Annotated in this window: 23 protein-coding genes; 8 read left to right on the forward strand and 15 right to left on the reverse strand. The window is 59.0% G+C overall.

Going from position 1 to position 22415, the window contains the following annotated elements:
* Positions 1–16: 16 nt before the first annotated feature.
* Both WN982_RS20615 and WN982_RS20620 read right to left on the reverse strand, forming a co-directional pair.
* The gene (locus WN982_RS20615; protein WP_341313733.1) at positions 17–820 is read right to left on the reverse strand and encodes a DUF4123 domain-containing protein; all 804 of its coding nucleotides are present in this window, start codon (positions 818–820) and stop codon (positions 17–19) included.
* Between the two features lie 8 nt (positions 821–828).
* Positions 829–3372 (reverse strand): type VI secretion system Vgr family protein, encoded by a 2544-nt coding sequence (locus WN982_RS20620; RefSeq protein WP_341315855.1) that lies wholly within the window; start codon positions 3370–3372, stop codon positions 829–831.
* A gap of 386 nt (positions 3373–3758) precedes the next feature.
* Between WN982_RS20620 and WN982_RS20625 the strand changes: the two genes are divergently transcribed.
* The 3 genes from WN982_RS20625 (at position 3759) to WN982_RS20635 (ending at position 5006) form a co-directional block, all read left to right on the forward strand.
* Positions 3759–4421 (forward strand): hypothetical protein, encoded by a 663-nt coding sequence (locus WN982_RS20625; RefSeq protein WP_341313734.1) that lies wholly within the window; start codon positions 3759–3761, stop codon positions 4419–4421.
* A 96-nt stretch (positions 4422–4517) separates the two neighbouring features.
* The gene (locus WN982_RS20630; protein ID WP_341313735.1) at positions 4518–4781 is read left to right on the forward strand and encodes a hypothetical protein; all 264 of its coding nucleotides are present in this window, start codon (positions 4518–4520) and stop codon (positions 4779–4781) included.
* A 54-nt stretch (positions 4782–4835) separates the two neighbouring features.
* Entirely contained in the window at positions 4836–5006 is a 171-nt protein-coding gene (locus tag WN982_RS20635) for a hypothetical protein (RefSeq protein WP_341313736.1), read from the forward strand.
* Positions 5007–5095: 89 nt separating this feature from the next.
* Here the strand turns inward: WN982_RS20635 and WN982_RS20640 are convergent, their stop codons facing one another.
* Together WN982_RS20640 and WN982_RS20645 are read right to left on the reverse strand one after the other, a co-directional pair.
* Positions 5096–5611: a hypothetical protein gene (locus WN982_RS20640; protein WP_341313737.1), complete on the reverse strand. Its 516-nt coding sequence runs from the start codon at positions 5609–5611 to the stop codon at positions 5096–5098.
* Between the two features lie 68 nt (positions 5612–5679).
* Complete coding sequence (locus WN982_RS20645; RefSeq protein ID WP_341313738.1) at positions 5680–5844, reverse strand: hypothetical protein; 165 nt, start codon at positions 5842–5844, stop codon at positions 5680–5682.
* Between the two features lie 63 nt (positions 5845–5907).
* Here WN982_RS20645 and WN982_RS20650 point away from each other — a divergent pair, with 63 nt between their 5' ends.
* A complete protein-coding gene (locus WN982_RS20650; protein WP_341313739.1) occupies positions 5908–7680 on the forward strand; it encodes a DUF6880 family protein in 1773 nt (590 codons plus the stop codon).
* 1512 nt (positions 7681–9192) lie between these two features.
* The gene (gene trfA / locus WN982_RS20655; RefSeq protein ID WP_341313740.1) at positions 9193–10020 is read left to right on the forward strand and encodes a plasmid replication initiator TrfA; all 828 of its coding nucleotides are present in this window, start codon (positions 9193–9195) and stop codon (positions 10018–10020) included.
* A 184-nt stretch (positions 10021–10204) separates the two neighbouring features.
* Here trfA and WN982_RS20660 read toward each other — a convergent pair whose 3' ends face one another.
* The 8 genes from WN982_RS20660 to WN982_RS20695 form a co-directional block, all read right to left on the reverse strand.
* Positions 10205–10408 carry a hypothetical protein gene (locus tag WN982_RS20660; RefSeq protein ID WP_341313741.1) on the reverse strand — a complete coding sequence of 68 codons (204 nt, stop codon included), beginning with the start codon at positions 10406–10408 and terminating at the stop codon, positions 10205–10207.
* A gap of 124 nt (positions 10409–10532) precedes the next feature.
* On the reverse strand, positions 10533–10685 hold the full coding sequence (locus WN982_RS20665; protein WP_341313742.1) for a hypothetical protein: 153 nt from the start codon (positions 10683–10685) through the stop codon (positions 10533–10535).
* A 140-nt stretch (positions 10686–10825) separates the two neighbouring features.
* The gene (locus WN982_RS20670) at positions 10826–11206 is read right to left on the reverse strand and encodes a hypothetical protein (protein WP_341313743.1); all 381 of its coding nucleotides are present in this window, start codon (positions 11204–11206) and stop codon (positions 10826–10828) included.
* Complete coding sequence (locus tag WN982_RS20675; protein WP_341313744.1) at positions 11181–11510, reverse strand: BPSL0761 family protein; 330 nt, start codon at positions 11508–11510, stop codon at positions 11181–11183. Before WN982_RS20675 ends, WN982_RS20670 begins: the two co-directional genes overlap by 26 nt.
* A gap of 446 nt (positions 11511–11956) precedes the next feature.
* Positions 11957–13804 carry a TniQ family protein gene (locus WN982_RS20680; protein ID WP_341313745.1) on the reverse strand — a complete coding sequence of 616 codons (1848 nt, stop codon included), beginning with the start codon at positions 13802–13804 and terminating at the stop codon, positions 11957–11959.
* Positions 13801–14787, reverse strand: a complete 987-nt coding sequence (locus WN982_RS20685; protein WP_341313746.1) for a TniB family NTP-binding protein — start codon at positions 14785–14787, stop codon at positions 13801–13803. Before WN982_RS20685 ends, WN982_RS20680 begins: the two co-directional genes overlap by 4 nt.
* The gene (locus WN982_RS20690; protein WP_341313747.1) at positions 14784–16817 is read right to left on the reverse strand and encodes a transposase family protein; all 2034 of its coding nucleotides are present in this window, start codon (positions 16815–16817) and stop codon (positions 14784–14786) included. Before WN982_RS20690 ends, WN982_RS20685 begins: the two co-directional genes overlap by 4 nt.
* Complete coding sequence (locus tag WN982_RS20695; protein WP_341313748.1) at positions 16814–17638, reverse strand: hypothetical protein; 825 nt, start codon at positions 17636–17638, stop codon at positions 16814–16816. Before WN982_RS20695 ends, WN982_RS20690 begins: the two co-directional genes overlap by 4 nt.
* 193 nt (positions 17639–17831) lie before the next feature.
* Between WN982_RS20695 and WN982_RS20700 the strand changes: the two genes are divergently transcribed.
* The gene (locus WN982_RS20700; RefSeq protein WP_341313749.1) at positions 17832–18119 is read left to right on the forward strand and encodes a DUF6471 domain-containing protein; all 288 of its coding nucleotides are present in this window, start codon (positions 17832–17834) and stop codon (positions 18117–18119) included.
* A 278-nt stretch (positions 18120–18397) separates the two neighbouring features.
* Here the strand turns inward: WN982_RS20700 and WN982_RS20705 are convergent, their stop codons facing one another.
* Positions 18398–20077, reverse strand: coding sequence for a hypothetical protein (locus WN982_RS20705; protein WP_341313750.1), 1680 nt, complete (start codon positions 20075–20077; stop codon positions 18398–18400).
* A gap of 1 nt (position 20078) precedes the next feature.
* Entirely contained in the window at positions 20079–20279 is a 201-nt protein-coding gene (locus WN982_RS20710) for a hypothetical protein (protein WP_341313751.1), read from the reverse strand.
* A gap of 933 nt (positions 20280–21212) precedes the next feature.
* On the opposite strand from WN982_RS20710, the gene WN982_RS20715 reads away from it, so the two are divergent.
* Positions 21213–21413 carry a BPSL0761 family protein gene (locus WN982_RS20715; RefSeq protein WP_341313752.1) on the forward strand — a complete coding sequence of 67 codons (201 nt, stop codon included), beginning with the start codon at positions 21213–21215 and terminating at the stop codon, positions 21411–21413.
* A gap of 51 nt (positions 21414–21464) precedes the next feature.
* Complete coding sequence (locus tag WN982_RS20720; RefSeq protein WP_341313753.1) at positions 21465–21881, forward strand: helix-turn-helix transcriptional regulator; 417 nt, start codon at positions 21465–21467, stop codon at positions 21879–21881.
* Between the two features lie 300 nt (positions 21882–22181).
* Here WN982_RS20720 and WN982_RS20725 read toward each other — a convergent pair whose 3' ends face one another.
* On the reverse strand, positions 22182–22364 hold the full coding sequence (locus tag WN982_RS20725) for a hypothetical protein (RefSeq protein WP_341313754.1): 183 nt from the start codon (positions 22362–22364) through the stop codon (positions 22182–22184).
* Positions 22365–22415: the final 51 nt, after the last annotated feature.

Below are 22415 nucleotides of genomic sequence, written 5' to 3' on the forward strand. Positions count from 1 at the left end.
GTTATCCGTGGTTCCGCTACGCGTACAGCGCCACTTCCTGGGCAATCACCGCCCAGTTCTCGTCAGTCCACTGCGCGGTGATTTCCGAGTACGACGTCGTCTGACCAGATTGAAGCGCCGCGGCGACCTTTGGATGTCGGTCGAGATTCGGTGAGACCAGCAATGCCTGCACGGCAAAGACCACCAGGTCTTCTCCCGCGAGGCGATATCGGGCTCCCTTCGTGAACAAGGCGTCGAGTTGGCGAGGGGTCCGCTCATCAACGGGCTCCCCTGCGTCGCGTATGGACTTCAGCGCCTGCTCGATGAGATGCAGGCGGCGCAGCGTTGCCCACTGGTCAGTCGATGGCAACAGCTGTTCAGCGGGAGCGGCGGCCTGGCGCTCCACCGTCAGCCATCCACTATTTGAGAAATAGCGCCAGCGCTGCACCGGTCTGAATATGAGCGTTAGTTGCTCCGGTCGAAGAACCCATCCCAGGTTGCGAGCCACCCGAGGGTCGTAGAACCGGAATACCGAGTGGCCCTCAGGTTCGCGCGGCAGAGCAATCGTGTCACTGATGTGCCGCATTAATGTCTCAGTGCCTGCATCAGTCTCAATCAGCGCACAGACGCGCGGTGCAAGACCCTCCCGCAAGTCCCGAGCCGCAATGGCCTCGATAGCTGGAAGTTGCTGTTCAGGGTGCTCGACCGAGTAAAGCATCGGCATCACACCCTTGAGTTCCGGCATCGCAGCCGGAACAATCTCGCCGACTTCGTACATCCGGGGCGCCGCGCCAAGGTCAACTCGGCCGTTGTCGGGCTCGACAATCAGGTACTGGTCCAAGAGTGCTCCTAGTCGACAATCGCCGCACCAGCCTGCGAGGCAGAAGCGAATTTCTGAGCGCAAGCTTCAGTGGTCGGTAGCTGGGCTGCACTGTTTTCGCTCGCTGGCCCCTCGAACGAATGCTGGGCACCCTTGATTTCGACCAGGCCCGGCGCATGCACATAGATGTTGCCCCCAGCCAGGCGAATCGTTGCACCACCCGCCATCAGTTTGATTTCCTTGTCTGCCATCACATTGACGGCATCAGAAGTCGACACAACCTTGACAGTCCTGTCGGCCGTAATCTCGACGTTATCGGACTGAGCCTGCAGCTCGACCTTTCCTTTGCCTGCGAAGAGCTTCATGCCCGAGTTCTGCACGAAGAGACTGAGTTTTTCGCCCACGCTTGCGATGAGTGACTTGGACGCCGCAATGTGCGTGCTGGCGCCACTCACGATGTTGACGTGCTCCGTCGCCGCGGCCTGGATGGATTTCTGCGTCGAAAGGCCGATACCGGAGGGGCTGGCGAGCAGCATCACGGGCTGAGCGAATCCGTTCGCCTCGCCAGTTCCACCGCCGGCCGTGCTGCCGCCACCCGAGTTTGCCTGCCGCGCGCTCTGCGTCGCGGCTGCGAAATCGTTGATGGTGTCCTGAGCATCCTGCAAGCCTTCGGCCTGACTGCCTGTTGCGACTTCGGAGCGCCGCTCAACGACACCGCCCGAGTCGACGAGGTGCTGGTGTGCCTCCTTGACATCGAGCGGCTGGCTCGACGTGCCGACCTTCGCGTACGTCGACAGATACATACCCTGCGAAGCGCGCACAGCGCCGTACGAATCGGTCTTCAGGTCGAAGCCAGTCCCGAGATAGCTGCCGCGCGTATTGCCTTGCTGGTCAATGAGGTAGCCGAGATGCAAATAGCTTTGAGACGTGCTGCTGAAAAGCTGCACCCGGTTCTGGCCCGTCGAATCGTCCATGACAAGCTGGTTGTAGCCTGTGCCCTGGAGTTCCTTGGACTTGTAACCCGACATCAAGCCGTTGGAGTGCCATTGCGGCGTCTGCTGTCCGTTGAACAGGCTTCCGCTCACTACCGGACGGTCGCAATCGCCGTCCAGATAGACGATTCCCACTTCGTGTCCCACGCGCGGGACAAATACACCACCGAGCGTTCCACCAGCGTTAGGTGACATTACGCGCAGCCAGCACGAAGCCTTTTCATCGCCACCGTTCTGCCGGTCCCAGTGCATCAGCACCTTGACTCGATTGAGGTTGTCCGTGAACACTTCCTCCTGATTCGGGCCGACCACTGTCGCGGTCTGCGTATGCATCACAGGCTTGCGGTGTTCAAAGGGACTGCGAAAAGGAACGGTGCGGCGCTGCGCTTCCATTTCGACCAGAAAGAATCCTTCACCGCCCAACGCGTCCTTTACATTGAAGACGTCTGACGAACCCGCGTGATATGTGCGAGCTTCAGCAAGTTGTGACTGGAGGCTATGACGGAACTGTGTTCCGGTCGAAACAGGCAGATTGTTCTCGATGTACCAGGTCACTGCCAGAATCGCAAACTGGCGGTTTTCTGCGCTGTCAGATGCGAGAGCGGTAGCGCCCTCGAGCTGGAACCAGCGTCCCGCATCGGCTCGCCGCACGCCGCCCGTCGCAAAAAAACGCTTCGCGCGGGACTCCCATTCTTCCATCCGGGTCTTGGACAAAGTGTCGCCGCGAGCGCTGTCGCCGTAGGTATAAGCGCCCGTGTACTCGTAGACCTCGGCCTGGTCGGGCAGGTCGCCTTGCTTGTCGACTGTCGGCGTGGACAGCTCTTTGTTAAAAGTCGGATTCTTATAGTCGAATGTGCGCGTGGTATAGCTCACGCTCTGCAATGTGCGTGCTCCACCCCACTGGACTATCGCATCCGTTTCACTTCCAGGGCCTGCTCGATAAAACGACACATCTCGCGGAGCCAAGGCTTTAACGGTGTAGAGGTCGTCCGTGATGACCAGCGTGTGCGCTTTGCCGTCATCCGCCTGTTCAAAATAGCCGAAGAGCCCTTCGGCCTCCATAATCCGGTGCACGAAGTTCCAGTCGTCTTCATACTGGACGCAGAACGACCGCAGAGGTAACTGGCGACGGAGCTCAAAGCGATAGGCGCCGCGTGATTGGGGATGCTCGTCGAATACCGCTGCGATAATGTCCTCTGCAGTCTTGTCCTGGAATATCCGCGCGTCACTGCGAAATTTCAGGAAATGCAGCCACGACGAAAAGCTGAGCTGATAAAGTTGAACGCTACCGTCTGAACCCAGAAATCGCGCAGTGTGCACGTAGCCGTGACGCGGCAGATACGACGAGTCAGTCTGTTGAGTCCAGAGCGTCACCGGTTTCGCGATGAGAGATTTGAGCTCGACAGAATCTTTTAGGGTGGCGACATCGACAGTGAAGTCGTAATTGCGCCCAATGCGCGAAGTGCCAACCACGCGGACTGGCACCAGCACATTTCCGCCCAGAGCTGTATCCAGCTTCAACAAGCGTCGAGATTGGTCCAACCCCGCGCCCAGCACGGCTGCCCAGTCATTTACCGTCATTTTTAGACTCCCCTGCGGATTGCCACCCGGAATAATATGATGAAAATCTTTACCGGACAATTATTGTCAACTAACGCGTGCAATCAGCCTGCGATTCGGAATTATTTGCAGGCACGAGCATGAAAGGTAGTTTTTCCCGCTTTGGCGTTTATCTACGCGGCGGGAGATAGTTTCGCTAAGCTAGGAGTAGGCTGCGTTGATTGTCGCAGCAATCTCCCGCAAAAGTTGAAATATCGAAGCGTCCGAATCATGGACAAACACAAATATCGCCCATACCGAGTACGCGCAGCGCTCCGACTGACACGCCATTTACGTTCCCAACCAACATTCGTTGCCCCCTTCCGGCATTTTCTGGAAAAACAGTTTGCTGGGGCGACTACCGATGAATGACACATGATGTTCACGTATTCATCACTTTTCAGATTGTTAAATATTGCAATCCACGGCAGCGATTTTCGTTTTGGGTTCATAGTGCCTCTGTTTTCGGCGGGTCATTGACGAAAAGGCTCCACAAGAGTGAAAACGAGTACAACGTGCATGGATTTCACGGGCCAGCACCGGAATCAATCGATTTGCGATTTTTATGCCAAATGAATAGAAAGAGGGGTGGGGGTCGTTATGTATCCGGTAAGACATCTGCAAAGGTCGCGCTTCTACCACCGACGCTAGAATCTGTCCGCGCGCATTCACTACGCAATCACCTTGCACTCGCCGCATTACGAGCAGGCAGTGGAAACGGGCACCTGCTAAGCGACCTCATACGTGCGCTGTACCTAGCCTGGTATCTTCATGAAGCAGGCTTCGGAACGGTTCGCCACGCATTTTTTCCGGAAGCAGCCAAGGCGCTCGAGAGCAGCGCGGCGCGGGCGACAGCAGACGATGTCTGGCAGGTCAGTCCGGACGAAGCGGCGATTCTGGAACGGCTGCTGGCACTTCTTGACGAGCAACTGGCGAGTACGCCTGTCGGCGTCATGCTCGGGGCACAAAGGCGGCTATTGCGATTCGCAACGAGTGACCGGAAAACACCATGGCCGGACGCCGGCCCGTGACCAGGGAAGACGGGTGCGTGGCGCTCACGCGCGCTTTTCCGACCTGACCGCGACAGCCGCTAAATCGGCGCATCGCGAAGGACGAGGAAAATTATGATGCCTGCAAGAGGCGCCTCCGGCGCGATGACGCTGATAACGGAATACGACGTGGTGGGCAGCCCAATGCGCGTGCTGCGACTGGAATCTGCGACCGACGGAAGAGCCGTCCTGCTGCTAGAAGTCGATGAACGCAGACCGGGCATACACCGCGAGGTGAGGTACGAGATAACGCCGTCGGAACTCATTGCCGCCATTCGAGCAAACGGCGCAGCGCTGCCAGGTAAACCGTACAACGACCGCTTCATCTCCGAACCGAGGTGAGCGCCCTCCATGGGTAATAGGTACGTCATTCAACACAATCTTTACGACAAGGCGATGGACGGCTTCATTAATTTAGTGCTTGCGAAAAGATATCTCGCCAGGCTTCTCGAGAACAAAACTGCGCGGCGATACGTTGTACAGCGCCACCCGGATTTGATGATGGAGTTCGAGCCCATCATGGCAACCATTTCTCTCGACCAGCAGCGATTCAGCGCGGCGCTCTAGCCGAACCCGACATGGTGGCCGTTCGAATCGCGTGGGACGCGCTGCGAGATGAGCTCCGTCGCTTGGCGGCGAAGACTGATGAAGAGAACTTAGTCGGTGGCGAACTCAATCAGATATTCAGCCTCCTGTTGCACGACCCGCCACCCTTCGCGCAAAATCCGCGCAGCCTCCTCGACGACCTCATACCTCAGCTCAAAGCTATCGATGTCCGTGATGCCCATCGTCGCGAGGTCAGAGGCCGAGGCCTCTCCATCCGAGATTTTGAGGTAAATGGCATCGGCAATTGCGCCGGCATCGTCCGTGTCGTCGCTCAGAATTTCCTCGGCCACCAAGCCAGCAATGCCGACAAGCATCTTCCAGTTCGAGGGCAGGTCAAGAGCGGAAACCCCGGACGCCAAAGCAATCGTTCGCATCTCCTCGGGACAGGTGCGGGGACGAAACTGCCCGAACCACGCTTTCTCGTCCGGGTTCCCGCTCTCGTTTCTCCACACGACCGCGTCGCCAGCGCCACCGAATCGTTCGTAGACCATTTTGTGAGCCGCTTCATGGTAGGCAGCGTTACGGAGTTCTCGGGCAGCTATCTGTTCTTCGGTGAGTTCAATCATGTTCGTTAAGTGTGTTCGGTCCAGTCAAATGAGCGTATAGCTTAGGTTCAGCTAGCTCCGAAGTCAGGTCAAAATAATCTATGGTTGGATAAGAAACTTTGATGCTGCACCGTTAGCTGTTCGCCCGTCAGAATGCCCAACTGGAAGCTGAAGCAAAGCCGCGCCGAACCGGGCAGGATGTTGTTGTTCAGGTCATTACGCACACGTTCCGAATCGGGCGCCCGCTTGCCCATCGCCGTATCATCGTGCCTGTGCGCCGCCCGTCGCGGCATTTCCCGTCTTTCACCAGTCACCCGATGTCCAAGTCTGCAAAGCTTTCCGAGGTTCTCACGCTTGCCGAAGTCCAGTCGCTGGCCGACACGAAGACGTTTGCGCGCGGCAAGGCCTATTTCCACGATGGCGTCGTCTCCCGCCTGGACGAGCGCGACGAAGCGGTTCGTGCAACCGTACGCGGCACGCACAGATACCGGGTCGAACTCGCCGTCGACAATGGCGAACTCGCATACGACTGCAACTGCCCCGTAGGCGACGATGGCGTTTTCTGCAAGCACGCTGTTGCCGTTGCGCTCTCCTGGCTCGAAAATTCTGGTGAGGACGTGTTTCACGCCGAAGAGCCGGCGCCGGAGAAGCCGCGCAAGAAGCGGAAGACCTACGAGGAAGTCATTCGGGAATATGTGGCGACGTTAGGCAGGGACGCGCTTCAGGGGTTGTTGATGGACGCCGTCGAACAGGACCTTGCGCTGCGCGACAAGCTGCTGTTCGCTGCGCGTGCGGCAGGGGCCTCCGACCTGCCCGGCATGAAGGCCGCCGTCAAGCAGGCCACACGCATTTCACGCCCGCTGGACTGGCGTGAGTCTGGCGCATACGGCGACGGCCTGATGTCGCTGGCCGACATGCTGCGTCAAAGACTTTCCGGACCTCACGCAGCGCAGGTGGTCGAGCTATCCGAGCTGGCGATTGCCGGTGCGGAAAAGAGCCTCGAACAGATTGACGACTCCAATGGCGACGTGATGCCGGCGATTCTCGAACTGGCCTCTGTGCATCTCGATGCCTGCAGGGTAACTGCCCCCGACCCGGTGAAGCTTGCAGAGCGGCTCTTCCGCTTCCAGACAGAAGGCAGGTGGGACACCTTCTACAACATCCTGCCGGCGTACGCGGTGCCACTGGGCAAGAGCGGGTTGTGCCGCTATCGCGAACTCGTCAACGAGGCATGGAAAGCGATGCCCATACTCGCCCCGGGCAAGGAATATCGACGCTCATACGACTCGCCGCGGATGCAGCTCGAACATGCGATGGGGGCGCTGGCCGAACTCGACGGAGATGTCGACGCGCTCATCCGCATTCGCTCGAAGGACCTGTCGGGCCCGTACCGGTTTCTGCTGGTTGCGGAGCTTTGTGTGAAGCACGGTCGTCCGGACGACGGGCTCGAATGGGCCGAGCGCGGCATCACGGAGTCAGGCCAAAGCTTTGACCAGCGTCTGCTCGACTTCTGCATCGACGCGTATCTGCGGCGCAGCGAATTCGACAAGGCCAATGCGTACGCATGGCGACGTTTCGAGATGCGTCCGACGGCTGAAGCATTTCCGGCTTTGATGGAGGTCGCTAGTGTCACCGGCAGAAATGCAGAAACCCGGGAGCGTGCACTCAAACATCTCTGGGCGCTGGTCAGTGAAGAGGAAGCGACCGCAAAATCGAAGCGCACCGTCTGGCAACGCGGCGCGCGAACCGAGCTGGTCAGGATTTATCTTGCTGGCAAGGAGAACGACATCGCATGGGAAACGTTTACCTGCGGCCCGGTCTCCACGCAGCTATGGCCTGAAATGGCGTCTGTCCGTGGCAAGACTCATCCGCACGACGCCATCGCCCTGTATCACCGGCTGCTGCCGGTAGCTGCCGAGGGCGGTACGCGCAACGCCCGATATGACGAGGCGTTCGAAATCGTGCAGGCTATCGGCATGCTGCGGGCGCGGCTGGATGAACGTGCAGAGTTCGCCAGTGAACTGGAGGAGATTCGGGCGGCGTATCGCGCGAAGCGCAACTTCATCAAGCTGCTCGCCAAACTGTCGTGAAGTCGCCCGCGGAAGATGGATGCATCTGCCAGCTTCGGATGCGTGCGCGGTAAAGCGGCCGCGAACGACCAGAGCTGATTCGACCTTATTGATGTACGTCGAGGAGAAGTCGCTGGACAGAGAGAACGGCTGGAGCCTGTCATCGACGAGCGGTACCTCGTCGGGCCGGGCTATCGTTTGCGCGGCGCTGGCTCCCGGAGTTTCGGCGGGAGCCAGCGTGCTGACCAGTTATCCGTCCGTTCGCGGTCATCGTTGATGCGAACCGCCGATTCACATTGAGGTTTACCGGCGCACCAGAGACTGGCTTGTCAACGCGCATTCGGGCATTCACCGAAAGGCGGAAGTTGCGTCGTCCGCCCGGAAGCGTGGTGAGGGCGGGACGGTTGGAGGGTTATTCAGAAACGCGAGGCGACACGCCCATCGGGCGGTAGCGGGACTCAAGACGCGCGGTGTAGCATCGCCCGCCCTGGTCAGCAAGACGTCGACCGAGGATTCAATTCCGGTTCTGGTAGCGGATGGCGTTTGCGATGACCGTCCGGTTGCCATCGAACGGGGGCGTGACAAGAGACTCGCGTGAGGCACGCCTTGCTGACCAGGGCGGGTGACTGTCGCTTGCATTCACGAGGAGGCGCGTCGCATCGCAGTTTTCCTCGAACATCGGGCGATGTCGCGCGACAAAACAATGCAGGCCGACTGGGCAGGAGGTATCCGCGTCGCGCCGGAGCACCGGAAGTCAACTGACGAAGAAAATCGCCAGCCCTAGGCTGCACTCGCCCGGCTATCTCGATTACAGAGTCTATAGATATTAGGCCATGCTGCAGCCGGCGATAATTTCCTGACTTCAGTGGTTGTTCTTCACATCGACCACGCGGAATGCGATGCAGTGTACAAGTTGCGGTGATGTGGGGTACACGCGCCGGCGACGTAGGGTACAAGCTACGCCCATGCGGAGTACAAGTCGCGCAATCTGTGGCCGAAGCGAATAACTGCCCTGATTCTTTGGGATATTTGGGAAGGTAGTGCTGCAAGGCTCATTTTCGTGATGCCGTGGTCGTCCGGCGCGCATATACACAGGTATCACCAACCTGCACGTCTTCGCCATGACCAGACCAGATTCACGTTGCCAGCTTCAACCGGCTTGCTGTTCGAGCGGCCTGCGCGTTTCGCGGAGCACACCTCCCGAATTATTCCAGTCCCGCGTCGTTGACGCCGCGATGCCGCAGACGACGAAAGGCATTGTCCAGCTCACGGAGCAGCAGAATGATTAGGTCGCTTCCGGGGGACAAAGTCGCTGACCTGCGCGCTCTCGCGAGCCTCACGGCCGACGCGGCATTAACTGCTGCTCCCGACCGGCAGGTGACTGTACTCGATGCGGCGAAGCGGCTCCATGACATCGCCGACGGACTCGAACGCCGGAAGAGGAAGTCGCTCGAGCAACTCGCGGTCGCCGAACTTCCCGCAAATGCCACGGCGTACGAGATTCATCATTCGCGGCGGCGACAGGCTACCCGCGTGGGCGCGGACGTGCATCTGCCGGGCTGGTCCGCAACATCGCGGGCACTGCCGAACGCGTTTCTCCGTTCAGCCCTGTTTGCAGCGACGCGAGGCGTTCAGGCCGACAACGCAAACCTGCTCGCGGGCGGCTCGACCGGTCTGGTGGCTGAAGAGAAAATTGGCACGTTCAAAGACATGAACATGATGTTCAGCGGGTACGGTCTTTGTCAGTTCGACCGGCTGGTCTACTCGACCTGCCTCGAATACTACCGTGACGTACCCCTTTGCCCTGAGGGGAGTCTCCAGTATCAGCGAACTACGTTCTACGAGTTCGCGTGTCGCATGGGAAACAGATACAGCGTCAAAGCGCACAGGGCGATACGGGCCAGTCTGTTTCGCCTGAGCTTTGCCCGGGTGCGCATTCGCCACGAGCGCATGAACATCGAGGTGCCGAAGCTGCTGTCGGTGAAGTTCGAGCACGGTGAGTCAGTTGAAGGTTTTAAAGGCAGCGACGAGCTTTTGCTTCGGGTCACGACTTCCGTGGCGGAACTGTTCGGACCGGGCGCGTGGACATCTGTCGAAAATGGCGCCGCAAGATATGATGGATTGAGAGGATGGCTCGCAAACTTCTATGCGGGGCACGCTCATCCGAAGCCGCTGCCGGTTGAACTGTTGCATCAGCTCTGCGGATACGGGCCCAACAAGAGTAATTTCAGGGCCAGTCTCGTGCGTGCGCTGGAAAAGCTCAAGGACCCAACCACACCTGCATGCAGCCGAGTCGCGAGCTATCATTTCTCCAAAGACGGCACGAATATTTACGTCGTCCGTTCCGCGTGGGTGGTATGACCTGCTGATTGGAGACGTAAGAATTATTGCTCGCACCGGCTGTCGGTGGCTACGAAGAGCGGCGCGCGCAATGCCGAATATGACGACGCGTTTGAAATCTTCCGCGTCCATGCAAAGCCAGATGGCAATAGCGGGGATATACGTCCACGAGTTCGCAGCCCACGTCCGGCGTGTCACTGGACTTTCAACCAGTGGCGTGGGCAAGCATCGCGCGACATCGTTCCAGTTCCTTTGCAAGCGAATCTATTTCGGCTTGCATGCCGGCTGCCCGCTGTAAGAGCTGTCCAATTGCGTACCAGTATTCGTATCCCAAGTCGCCGTCGCCCAGGGACAGTTCATGAATTTTCTGAAGCGCAATCTCGAGGTCCAGACTATTTTGCGAGAGCATGTGGCTCCTCCGTCGCGACAGGTGATAGTTGCACGGCAAGGCGGCCAGACGTCGGTACTCGGCCAACTTGGTCGCAAAGACATGTCTGGTAGTCGCCGCCGCCCATGTCGTTACCAGGCATAGCTCATTTGTGCAGCAGCATGACAATGACAGCGATGATAAACGTCGCTGCCAGAACCGAGACGCCGCCGCCGAACCACATCGCCACGCGGTCGATGTTCCTCTGTGATGACGCGAAGCGGAGTAGCCATTCAGAAAAGCGATTGAGGCGCTTCACGTTTTACCTCCTTTGATTCCAGAATCGTCCGGGACGTTTCGGCGGCAGGACCCTTCGCCGGTCGTCCAACGCCGACACGGCCGTAGCGGATGTGGACACCGGCCTGCCCGCCAGCGCGAAGATTTCTAACACCCGTAGAGTCAACCCTTCGCATTCCCGCCCCCTCTGCCATTCGCCACGGCCAGCAGTAGCTCACGCGTGTGCTTCATTACCCACGCTATCTCCGCAGAAGAAAAATCCCACTGGCCGGAGCTGACCTTCACTTTCAGACCTTTCTCGACCCGCCTCAGTGCGTCGTCCAGCGACAGGCCAGACGCAGGCATCTTTCGCGATGCGTACTCCGCGAGCTGACCGGCAAGGTCCTCGCACGCGTCATAACGTGTCCACAGCTCTTCGTCTGTAAGACCGGTGTGATACCGCCCGTCCATCTCGCGCACGGGAAGCTTGGGCTGCGCACCGGGCACCAGTCCGGGCGACGGCCCTCTCGGAAAGTCGTCAGGAACCGCATGCCGTCTGGTCATCATCTGCTCCTGGATTGCAAATATCATCCGCATCGCGCCGGCCGGGGATGCGTGTTTGACATTCTGGCGCTGCTATTGAGTCAGCCCGCCGGTGTTCCGGCGCGGCCCAGATTCCGGGTAATGCTGCGGCCGACACTTCAATGTCGACGTCGAGCGGGTAGTGCCTGAGCAGGACTAACGCCACCGACTGGATGAGACCGTTGATGGTTATCTCGTCGGCAGACGCGAGCATCTGCAACAGCTCGCGCGCATCAGTAACGGATTTCGTACGCTCACGTGGGGTCGTCATCATCAGCTCCGTCAAGTAGTCGTTCGGTGACGTCGGTGTACGACGTGACCTCATACAGTTCGCACCACCTCATCCAGACGTACTCAACATTCAGTGACGAGCCTTTCCTACCGACCAGTTCGTAAATACGCCCAGTCTCAGTCGTACCTTGCATAGTGACCGGGTCGAACGTCAATATTGGGGAGCTGACCCGCCCCGACGAGTCAAACATATCCACGCCAACAAAATGCCGGCTCCCATCCTCCGTCTCGAATATGCGCCATCGAGACAGCGGAATCCTCGGCAATTCGGAAGCGGGGCGTGGTCTCCAGATTGGCATCGCAGTCTCCTGGTGGTGGAAGGTCATACCTTTCTGTTCTGTCGTGGACCTGGCGGCGCTACGTGCGAGCCCAACCATGTCCCGACCGGCGCACACATTGCCGGTCAGCCCACGGACGCGGTTCGACGTATCGCTCGCGCGTTCATGACGTCAACGATGTGGGCACAAAAAGGTCGTGCCCGGCTCTCGCGCCGATAACCGCCAGCCGGCCGAGGTCGGCGATACGAATCAGCGCGCCCCGCATGGTGCCGTCAGGAAGCTGTTTCGCACCGACCAGTTCGACGCCGGACAGCAAGCGGGACAGCGCCGACGACCTCTTATCCATGGCACGGGCGAGGTCGGCCAGCGGAACATAGGCTCTCCGGAACTCCAGCAACTGCTGCGGCAGCACGACGCGACAACGCTGGCCACGTCGTTGAATCAGTTCCGACGCGAGCAATCCTTCGTCGACCCAGTTCTGGATGGACTCCCATTTCCATCCGGTCGCTTTGGCGAGCTGCTGGATTGACATGCCGGCCTCGAGCAACGGTGTGCCGAAATACGGCGACACATCCGCCCTCAGGAATGACGTCTCGCCCAGTGCCCGACCACGCGCGACGGCTCTCACCTTGCCCCCTGCTATGGCCTGCATCAGTGACTCGATAGCCCGTCGGTCACCCATACGCCGGCTGGTCAGTTCTCCCCAGGTGAGCGTCGAATCATCGCCCACCACACCGCGTTGAGCCGAAAGCTCCACACGCTCATACAAATCCAGGACGGATTGGCGCTCGACCGGTCCACCCTTCATCAGGTCTTCGCGCCAGCGGGCATCCGACTGGATTACGCCAGCCGTTTTCATGCGTGCGAGCACGATGGGTGTAACGCCCGCCAGTTCGCAGGCAACGACGTCGGAAATCCATCCGGCACGTTGCCGCTGGATGCGCTCAACTTCATCGCACGGAATTTCGAACAGCTGGCCACGCGTTCCAGTGCGTCGGGCACGGTGCTCGCATTCGCCCGCTTCAATCGAGTCGCGCAGACGCGAGACGCTGACGCCGATAGCCTTTGCAGCATCCGGCGCGCGCATGTATCCAGTCGTATCCTCGGCCATTGCTTTGGCCGAATCCAGGCCCAACACACAATCGGACTTCCGTGCGGCAACTTCGATGATGATTTGGAGCAAAGGCTCGAACGAGGTGCCCTGGCAGAGCTTGCGCAGACTGACGTACCAGTCGCCGAGCAAGGTGTTCAGCGTGCGAGCATCCTTGCGACCGGCGTCGATGCGTTGCTCGACGTGATTCCGGAAACCGGTTGGCCAGTCGGCGAGCAATGCTTCGAGCGGGGAGAGGAATTCGACGGCTTCGTTGACGAATTTCGGCAATACCGCGCTGCGCGGCAACCCGGGGCGCGTCGGGTCCGCATGTTGGCAGAGCGTGCGGATGACCTTCGTCAGCACATTGACGTCCACGTCGCGCAGACCCGGCTTCATGCTCCCAGACTGCTGCCCGTTGCTCGCAATCAGCGTCGATAGCCACTGCTGTGCTCGTGTCGCTGGCACACGCGGCAGGCTGCTCAGGTCATGACCGCACGCGCACAATCCAATATAGAGCCGCTCCGGTGAGAGATGTTTCCCGCAGGCGTCGCACTGGTCGACCAGCAGGATTCGATGTTGCGGACATGCGGTGACATAGGCGTGTTCCCAGTGATGCCGCAGGTAAGGCGATTCAGCCAGGCACGCGGGACACACGGCGTCAGATTGCGCACGGTGCAGACGTCCCCAATCCCGGCAGATACTTTCCTGCTGTCGGGTGAATTCGGTCCATGCCGTTTCCAGGCCGAGCTTACGGGCTACGTCCTCCGTGCGTGTGAGCAAGGCACGGCGATTTCGCTCGACACCCGCTGCATTTGCCGGGTCGCGCCAGCTGAAAAGCGCGTTGTCGGCGCAGAGGCGCCGGTAATACCCCATTCCAGACTCGTCGTCCCGAGGTGCATAGGTGAGAATGAGGCTCATTGTTTATCTCCTGATTTTTTGCGAACTGGTACGGACGCCGCGTTACTGGTCAGGACATACACGTATGCCTGTTTTAGCGCCGCCGGCTCTACGCTCGTGTCTTCAATGCCCGAGTCCTGGAAAGCCAGTTTGTGCGGGGACCCCGCGTGGCTGACATATTCAAGCGCCTTCTGGCAGTCTGCGTATGTAATGGCGCGCGGCGCTTCGTGTGCCATCAAACTTGCCAGCTCACGCATGAAGTCAGCGAGCACTCCTATCAGGCCGCCGGTGAGCAGATAGCTTTGTTGCGTCAGCACGCGAGGCCGCACGTCAATGGGGTAACCAGCTGCGGCGAACATTCGTGCGTAGTTCGTCACGCACGCGTCGTATGCCGTAATCTGCGCAGCATCGCTTGCGTCGTACGGCAAGAAATTGCGCGCAGGACAAGCCCGATTGCGCAGCTGTTCGTTAGCCGAAAAAAGGCGTTCAAGACGCGGAATGCCGAAGAGAATCAGCGTCATCCCGGGCGTGTCTGTCAGGGTCTTGAGCCAGTCGCTGGCTGCGCGCGGAGGCACGCGCGACCCTTCATCAACGAGATGCGATATCTCATCGAAAATGACGACACGCGTGCCGGCGAGACGAAGCTGCTCCACCATCAGGTCGAACATCGCGCTCTCCGTCATGCTGCCGCGAACCTGGATGCCCAGCGCACGCAGCACACTTTTGGGAAGCAGTTTGACCGTTGCCGAGTGGGGCACCCTCACAACCAGCACGGGGACATTGCGCCGTCCTTCATTGCGGGTTTCAGGATAGTCACGCGACAGCTTTGCGATGAGCGAAGATTTGCCTACCCGGCTTGGGCCAGGCACTCGAACGACTTTGGGGGCAAAGCCAGCGAGAGCGTCATCGATGCGCCGTTTGAGCGCAGCGAGGTGCTCTACGAACACCGGATGCGGAAGCTCGCAGGTCTCGATGTCCCTGCGCAGTTGTTGGGCTGGCGTCACAGCAGTTTTTCTCCAGTGTTTCTGTTCACGATGTTCATCAAGGGCGCGTCGCCATACGAGATGGCGTCGGCCTTAAGGTCTTCCGCCGGCAACGACGGATTGGTCGAAGGCGCAGGTCCAAACGGGGCTGCCGCTGAAAGCGGCTGGTTGGCGGCCCGCTGGACGGCTAAACTGTTTTTGGCCCGGCGCACGGTTTCCTTGTTTTCCTCGCGCTTGCCGCGAGTCTTGGGCTTACGGGCTTTCGCGTTTCCGGTGACTGCCTCGTCCATGTCCCGCTCGAATTGGAGCTTTTCGTCCGGGACCGTCCAGTTAGCCATGCCTGAATCGAACCGCTTTTTGGCTTCAGCAAACGTCCACGCCGGCGTGTCCCGACGAACGTGTTCGTGCGTCAGTGCGACGAGTGGAAGGTCAGCTCCCTCGTACACGTACGCCTGACGGAAATCGTCGGGGTTGTAGAGCACATGAAGTTCCTTACGGTCGCCGTACTTGTCCAGCAGGTACGACTTGGCTTCGCCTCCGTACCTGAATCCATGCTCAAGCGAGATGCCCGTCTTCGCGCTCAACACGCACGGCTTATGTTCGAAAAGCGCAGCCATCCATTCCTGGCGCGGTGGCGGCAAAGGGATGGGCAGTCCCAATTCTTCGGTCTGGTATTTCAGGCGCTCACGCGGTGTTTTTCCCTTCACCGAATCGACCAGTAACTCGTCCCAACGCAGCCGGTCGAGCGGGCTGTTGACCCACTTCTCGTAGAGCCATCTCACAATCCACTGCTCGAGCGCCTCGATGGTTATCAACTCGTCGCCGCGCGCCTCCGGGTCGCGCACACCATCCTTTCCTTCGAAGCGTGTGCAGCCGGGGAGGAGCTGCAATGCCTCCTTGAGCGACCTGTTCAGGCGCTCGATGAATGGCTTGCCTTGCGCTTCCTTTGCTTTGCAATGCTTGACATCCATTCCTAACCGCTCGAGGCGGACAATCCGTCCACCTTTTGTCTCCGGGCCATTGTCAAAAATGACCTGTCCCGGCGTGCCATAAACGTTCAGCGCGTGAGCGATGCCAAGCTCCGCGAACCGGGCTGCCTTGGCAGGCGTCAGATACATCTCGAGGCACAACAGCGAATCCATCTCTCGCGGCGAACCAATGACGAGTCGCCATCCCACCGGATACCCGGTGCAGACATCAATCGCGAGAACCAGATAGATGGTCCGGGCGGTGCCATCGGGCGTGCGCACGACAAATGGCAGATGGACTGCATCCTGCTCAATACGGGCGAACGGGAACGCCGCCCGGATACGCTTCTTCGCGAACGATTTGCCGGCGACCCGATTGAGCGGGTCCATCCGGTCGTATTCGGCATCGACGGTCAGGTCATCAATCCTGGCGCACACGAACTTGCGGCTGATAGCGTGTCTGCCATCATGCAGGCCGAGGCGACGAGCCTCACGGTTGACGTATCCCGTCAGATTGAGGACTGTCCACTTCGATTCCGTGACCAGAAAATGGTCCTGGATGACCTCTTTGACGAATTCGACAAGGTCCTTTGAATACCTGGCCGCCGCGTTGCCCTTATTTTTGTCACCCTTTAGAACCGGCAGGCCCAGCCGTTGATTTGCGTGAGCCCGGTACAGGGTTGCGCGCGACGGAAACGGGCAGACAAGTGGGTTGTCTTCGTTTTCCATCAGATAGGCTTCACAGGCCAGAGGTATCGCTGCGCTAAACGACAGACCCCGTTGGTCCCGGATGGCATCAATGCGCCGCAGTGTGTCGTTCAGCAGGCGGACCTTACTGTGCAATTCCGGATTGTCGTACTGGGCGGCAATGCTGACGCGCGGCATTCCCTTCCGATGCAGGACCAGACTGCCTTCCGAAATCCGGGCGCAGATGGCATCGTATTTGTCAAACCAGTCCTGGCTTTTCTCAGCATCGAAGAGATGGATGGAGCCAGCATGCAGGCGACTGTCCAGCACCTCGAAGTAGCAGTCCGGTTTACCGGGGGGCACCAGCTTGTCTCCAGTGTGCAGGTCGGACATCATCGCCGCAGCTCCTCAATGAGACAGAGGTGGCTCAGGTCGCCATACGCGGCTGACAGTTCCAGCGTGGCGCAGATATGGTGATGCGCGAGGTCGGCCTGCAACACGCCCCTGGCGAGCAGCGGAGGAATCAGGCCTGTCGGAATCTCGAGGTCGGCGCACAACGCGCGCTGCAGCACCGGGCCCGACTCGCAGTAGCTTTCGACCCGGTTGATGATGTCCGGCGTCAGGTATTCGCGGGCACGCGCTATCGCCGGCTTCAACAGTTGCGCGTTGACGACGACCGGGTGCCGTTCATCCGCAGGCACGACCACCGTGGATAGCGGATAGCAGTACGCCTCCATGATTTCCTGGGCGCGCTCGACCTTGGCCCAGTACTGGCCATCGCCCTCGAAGCCTTCGAGCTTGACCTCGTATGCGCGCTGCAGGCCGTCGGCCTGAACGGTGGCGAAGTCGGGCGTGTACTCCGCATCCCCGCCGCGACCACCACGCGCCTTGCGCGCTTCGGACAGTTCCTCACGCGTGAACAGCAGCCGTTCACCAACCAGGTCGACCGTGAAAGGTTGCTGCCTGAACGAGCGCACGCGCGGGTCAAGGCACAGCATGTGCGCTACGAGGCGTTCCGCGTCGGATTCGACGGTGATGTGGCCGTCGGCCTTGTCGGCATAGGTGCCGATGCGGGCCTTGCCATACGTCCGTGCTGTGAGCCGGACGCCGGCGTTCGCAGCACTTCGGCGACTACGGACGCCATAGGACGGTGCGCTTCTCATTTCGCGCCTCCGTCGGGAGTCAGCAGCCGGCTGCGCGTACGGCCGGTCGTCCATGGTGCAGTTTCGGCCCATCGGGCCGGCCAACTGGCTTGTAAAGTTATTGTCAGCATTCTGTCCTCGCAAAAAAATGGCTTGCTAAGGACGTGTAGTGATGCCGGTTTAGAGTCGGTCGTATACGACCGAAAATAGCCGTGAGAAAATCCCGGCAACAGAAAAGCAGAGGCCCGAACAAGGTCGAGGGGGAACAATGGAAGAACTGCCGCACAAGCGAGGTCGGCTGTCGGCTGAGCCGTACGGGCAGTGGGAAGAAGAAGCGAAGGGGCTGATAGAGGAAGAGATGATGCGGCGCGGCATTCGCTACAAACAGCTTTCGCGAATGCTGGAGCAGCTCGGCATCTACGAGTCGCCCGACCAGCTCAACCGCAAAATTAATCGCAAGCGGTTCTCGGCCGCCTTCCTCATTGCCTGCCTGCGTGTCATAGGCGTGGAGACCATCACGCTCCACCAGTTCAAACGGGGACAGAACATTGAGTAGGCGACTGATTATCCACGTCGCCCAATCCGCCCGCAGCCAGACCAGTTTCATCGCCTGCTCCCGCCATACCCTCTCATAAATAGAGGGCCTGACCTGGCGGGCGGTCAACGCGACGAATAAAGGCTCATTCCTGGTACTGCGTGCCGGCATTGCACCGGCTTGGGTTTACCAACGTAGGCAATAGTGGGGGGATTTTCAAGCAGGACAAAAATTCCAACGGCTGGGTGGCGTGATTGCGCGACTCTGAAGGACCCCCGCGACCTGACGACCAAGTGGACCTAATTGCTCTGCTCGGACATTGCGTCGACCGCATCGGCAAATATTCGGGCGCGTTCTTCTTCCAAGCGGTGGATTTCAAGCGTTCTTTCGTTGATGGCTCGAAGTGCATCCTTGGCCGCTGCACAAGCGCGCGCTGAAGGAAGTGGAACGGCAAGTCCTCCAAGGTCAGAAAGTCGGATGTTACGGACCGTACTTCCAGTGACGATTTGTCGAAGACGCTCTACTCCGGTCCGACTTCTGAAAAAGAGATACAGTGCTTCCGCGTAATTCGCAGATTTCGGACGCAATATGAGGCAGGAGTTCGGCACGAATACATGACCAGCGTAAGCATCCTCCACGAGCCCCATGGCACCGACCGCCCCCTTCGCCACCATGACTATGTCGCCAGGTTGAAGGTCGGCAGCTGTGTCAGGAGTCTTGATACGTTCTGTCTCGCGGGTCTGGTCTTGCGTTGTTTCGATAAATCGAACATATGGGGACGCACGGACTATGCTTTCGGTGCTCAGGCTTGCGCCCAAGCTAGCCGAGCCCATAGATATTGACGATGGACGAATAATCTCCACGAGGTCACGCAGTGACACGCCGTTGTCGGCCGCTTCCTCCCCGGACGATGAGCCTGTAAGTATCATGCGCGGGAGAAGCGAGCCACTGCGCGCAATTTCTTCGCTGGTCAGTCTGCGACTGGTATTGGCATTCTCGACGCGGCCGTCGATGCCATCGAATATGCAGCGGGTGAGAGTGCGGCTCGACTCAACCTCAATTCTCCGACCCCGTCCCCTGGTGCCCGCAGTTGGACGCTCAGGCAAAGTCATAACGAACACGGTTGCGTCGGCAGATGGCTCTCCAGAGAGTCGCAGAATCAACACAGAATACTGGTGGGTTGCGAGCGGCGTCACGCCACTGGGAAGCTCAAGTATCGCTTCTACACGACCTGAGGAGAGAAGTTCACTCCGAAAATCAGCCGCCTTTCCAGTGCGATAGAGCATGGAACTCGGTACAAGTGCGATTAGCCGCCTAATACTCGAACCGACTGCCGAAATAACCCCGCGTAGGTCTTCACTGGCTGCATAAGGAAGCTGTTTTGCATGCGCACCGCCCGAAACGCCGGGAATAAGTGGAAACGCCGCTATTGCAACATCGTTACTAGCATCCGCTTTAGAGACGCGCTCAAACGGCAAAAATCCGTTGGACTTAGCGCCAACTACGTCTTCAGCCCCTCCGATGACGGTCCAGGTGGCAGCGCGGGTGATTGCGACACATAGCGCCGGAATGTCAGACCCGGAGCAATACTGTTCGACCGACACGCCAGCGCCGTTCAATCGAGATGCCACAAGGCAAAGCGGGTCCTGCAGGACAATTGCCCGCGTATGTGCCCCCTCTATAACAAGGTCAGTCAGGAGCTGCGCAATATCCGGCGTCAGCGACGCCTCCCCACGACGTCTCGACGTGTCCGAAACCGAAACCCAATCAAGGATTTCAGAAAGTTGCGGCGTCGCCTGTTCTAGTATCGCCTGCAAGTCAGCCTGGAGGATGGGCCCCGTATTTGACTTGGGCAAATCGCCCCTTTGCGTGTCAGCGAGCATCGACAACGCAGCCTGATATGCATCAGGAACACCGTGGTCGCGCAGGGTCACCACCAAGTCCCGGAATACGACGGTCGGGCTCAAAGGACGATTCATCTTAGTTGCGCTCCATCTGCGGGCTTCTGACCGGCCCTTCCGCGTACGGACGGGTATCGAACGTAACGTGAAAATCTAGCTTCACCGGCGGCAAGTTCACCGGGTGTAGCGCCAGTACCGTAGCGATAGCAGCGAAAGCCGACCGCCGGGACTGGCGCGACTTGGGCGCAATTGACTCTTCTTCTCGCGTCAGATTTTTCATGTTTTTCGTGATTCAGAGATTCGATGCAGAAATCATGACATGATTTATTCGTCGCTTGCAAGCATCTTTTGCGCAGCCGGAGAGCGAAAATTCAGGCCAAGATGATGTCCAAGTAAATGAAAGTATGTTGTTAGGACGAGTTGCCGAATGCGCTTTGGCTTTCGAGGTCGTGAGCCAGCGCTTCTGCGAAACCCTCAAGAACATGACAACCGCACGCAGCCCTCATCGTCGACGGTCTTCTCCAGCTCTCGACCGAAGTTTTGGCGGAGAACACAATGGCGTTTCGCCGGAGAGAACAGCCGTTCAGCGATACGCTAGCCGCAAATATCTGCGTGGGCCACCCGTAGGTCGGTCGCCCGACCTAAGTTGGCCTCAACCGGTACTAGGGCGCGCGATGACTGTGGCTGTTGCGATAGCCAAGGAGACGGCCGAGACGAAACTCTCCTCGAGGGGCACCGCGTTGCCGTCTCGAGCTGTTGACCAGCGAGGCGTACCGGTTGAGGGTTCCCTTGTTCGGGGTTCGGCTAACGATGTCTGCCGAGCACCAAAGCAAGTTCGGGTCAACGCGTTGACGTTGAGGTACACCAAAGTGTTCTGGTCAGAACACTTCACACTCGTTCTCGTTGACAGACCGGCCCATGCAACCTCTCCTCTCGAACGAGCAATAGCGCTTGTATTGGATTGGGTGCAAACAGTCCTATTGCCGTTTTGGCGAATGGCTCTTTCGCTTTGCTTCATCTCAAGAAAATATCGACCGCGTAGCGAAGTGGCTCTGCTGGACCGTTGTTGTCGTCGTTGCGTTTGTGCTTGCTACTGTGCTCTTTGTCACCTTAACGCGAAGATGGTAGGGCGCAAATCCAGGTGGCAATGGTGGCTGCGTCGGCGGCGATGGGTCGCCGAAATCCAAGAAACAGCGAACGGGGGTCGCCGCCAATGACAACAGCATATGAGCGCACCAAGGCAGTCATCGAGGCGCGCGAGCTTTTGCAACCGCTCGCTTCCGCCACTGGCACTGGCGCGCGCAGAGCCGTTCGAGAAGCCGCACGGCAACTCTTCCAGCACCATCCGCTCGACGTCGACCTGGAGGGTTCAGCCGCGGCGCTCCCGGGAATCTGGGCACCCTTGTGCAGGTAGCCATCAACTCCACGACCGCCCGCGCCAACAGTCCAGCTCGGGCTCTGCAACATGCGGCAGTATTTTTCCCCTTATCGCACATTCGGCTCCATGGGGCAACATATTGCCGGTTGTTGCAATGGCGCTCGGGTGCTTTACGAGGTATGGACGAAGATTCCGAACCGCACACTGCACATTCACACACCTGAAGAGCTGGAGGCCGAACTCGGGCGGCGCTTGAAAACGCTACGGGTGCACAAAAACCTCGACCAAGCCCCTGTGTGGGCGCGCGCCAGCATCAGCGTCAGTTCGTTGAGTAAACTCGAGAATGGCGGTGGCTCGTCACTGCGTACACTCATTCGGGTCCTTCGTGTTCTTGGGCGCGAAACGTGGCTGGAGACCATCGCTCCGGTCGCGACCATCAATCCCGAGATGATGGTGCCGCGTCAGCGTGCCAGCAAGCTGAGGCTTAAGAGGCCTGACAGATAGTCCTGACCGGGCACGTTTGAGCAGCACGCGTCAGCTGTCTTTGGCTCTCAAAAGACGACGTACGCATCCGCGAGATTTTTCGGGTGAGCCATCGCAGCGCCATCCTTTACTAGCCTGAACAGGTAATGGATACTCCGACTCATGCCCGTGAAGAAGAGGGTCCAAGGTTCGCAAATACGCGTTGCGGTGGCCATCCTCCGCGAATTGTACCGTTAGCGTTGCTGCGTGAATGTCACGGAAAAGTCGCAGGATTTCCACAGAACATCGCAACGCGTGGTCGAAGACCGACACAGAGCCGGGTTAGTCTGCAGCGAACTTAATTGAATACTCGGCCTCTTGCTGCACGACCGGCCATCCTTCGCGCAGAAGCCGCACGACTTCGTCGACCACCTCATAGCCCAGTCCGCACCTATCGATGTCCGCGACGCTCATTTGCGCGAGGTCGGAGGTCGAGGCCGCTCCATTGGAAATTCTAAAGAACAAGGGACTCGCTGATAAGGGCCTTGTTAGCTCGTGTGCGAAAATCTAACCTAT

Origin of the sequence: Paraburkholderia sp. IMGN_8 (genome assembly GCF_038050405.1) — a bacterium.
In the GTDB taxonomy this organism is placed as follows: domain Bacteria; phylum Pseudomonadota; class Gammaproteobacteria; order Burkholderiales; family Burkholderiaceae; genus Paraburkholderia.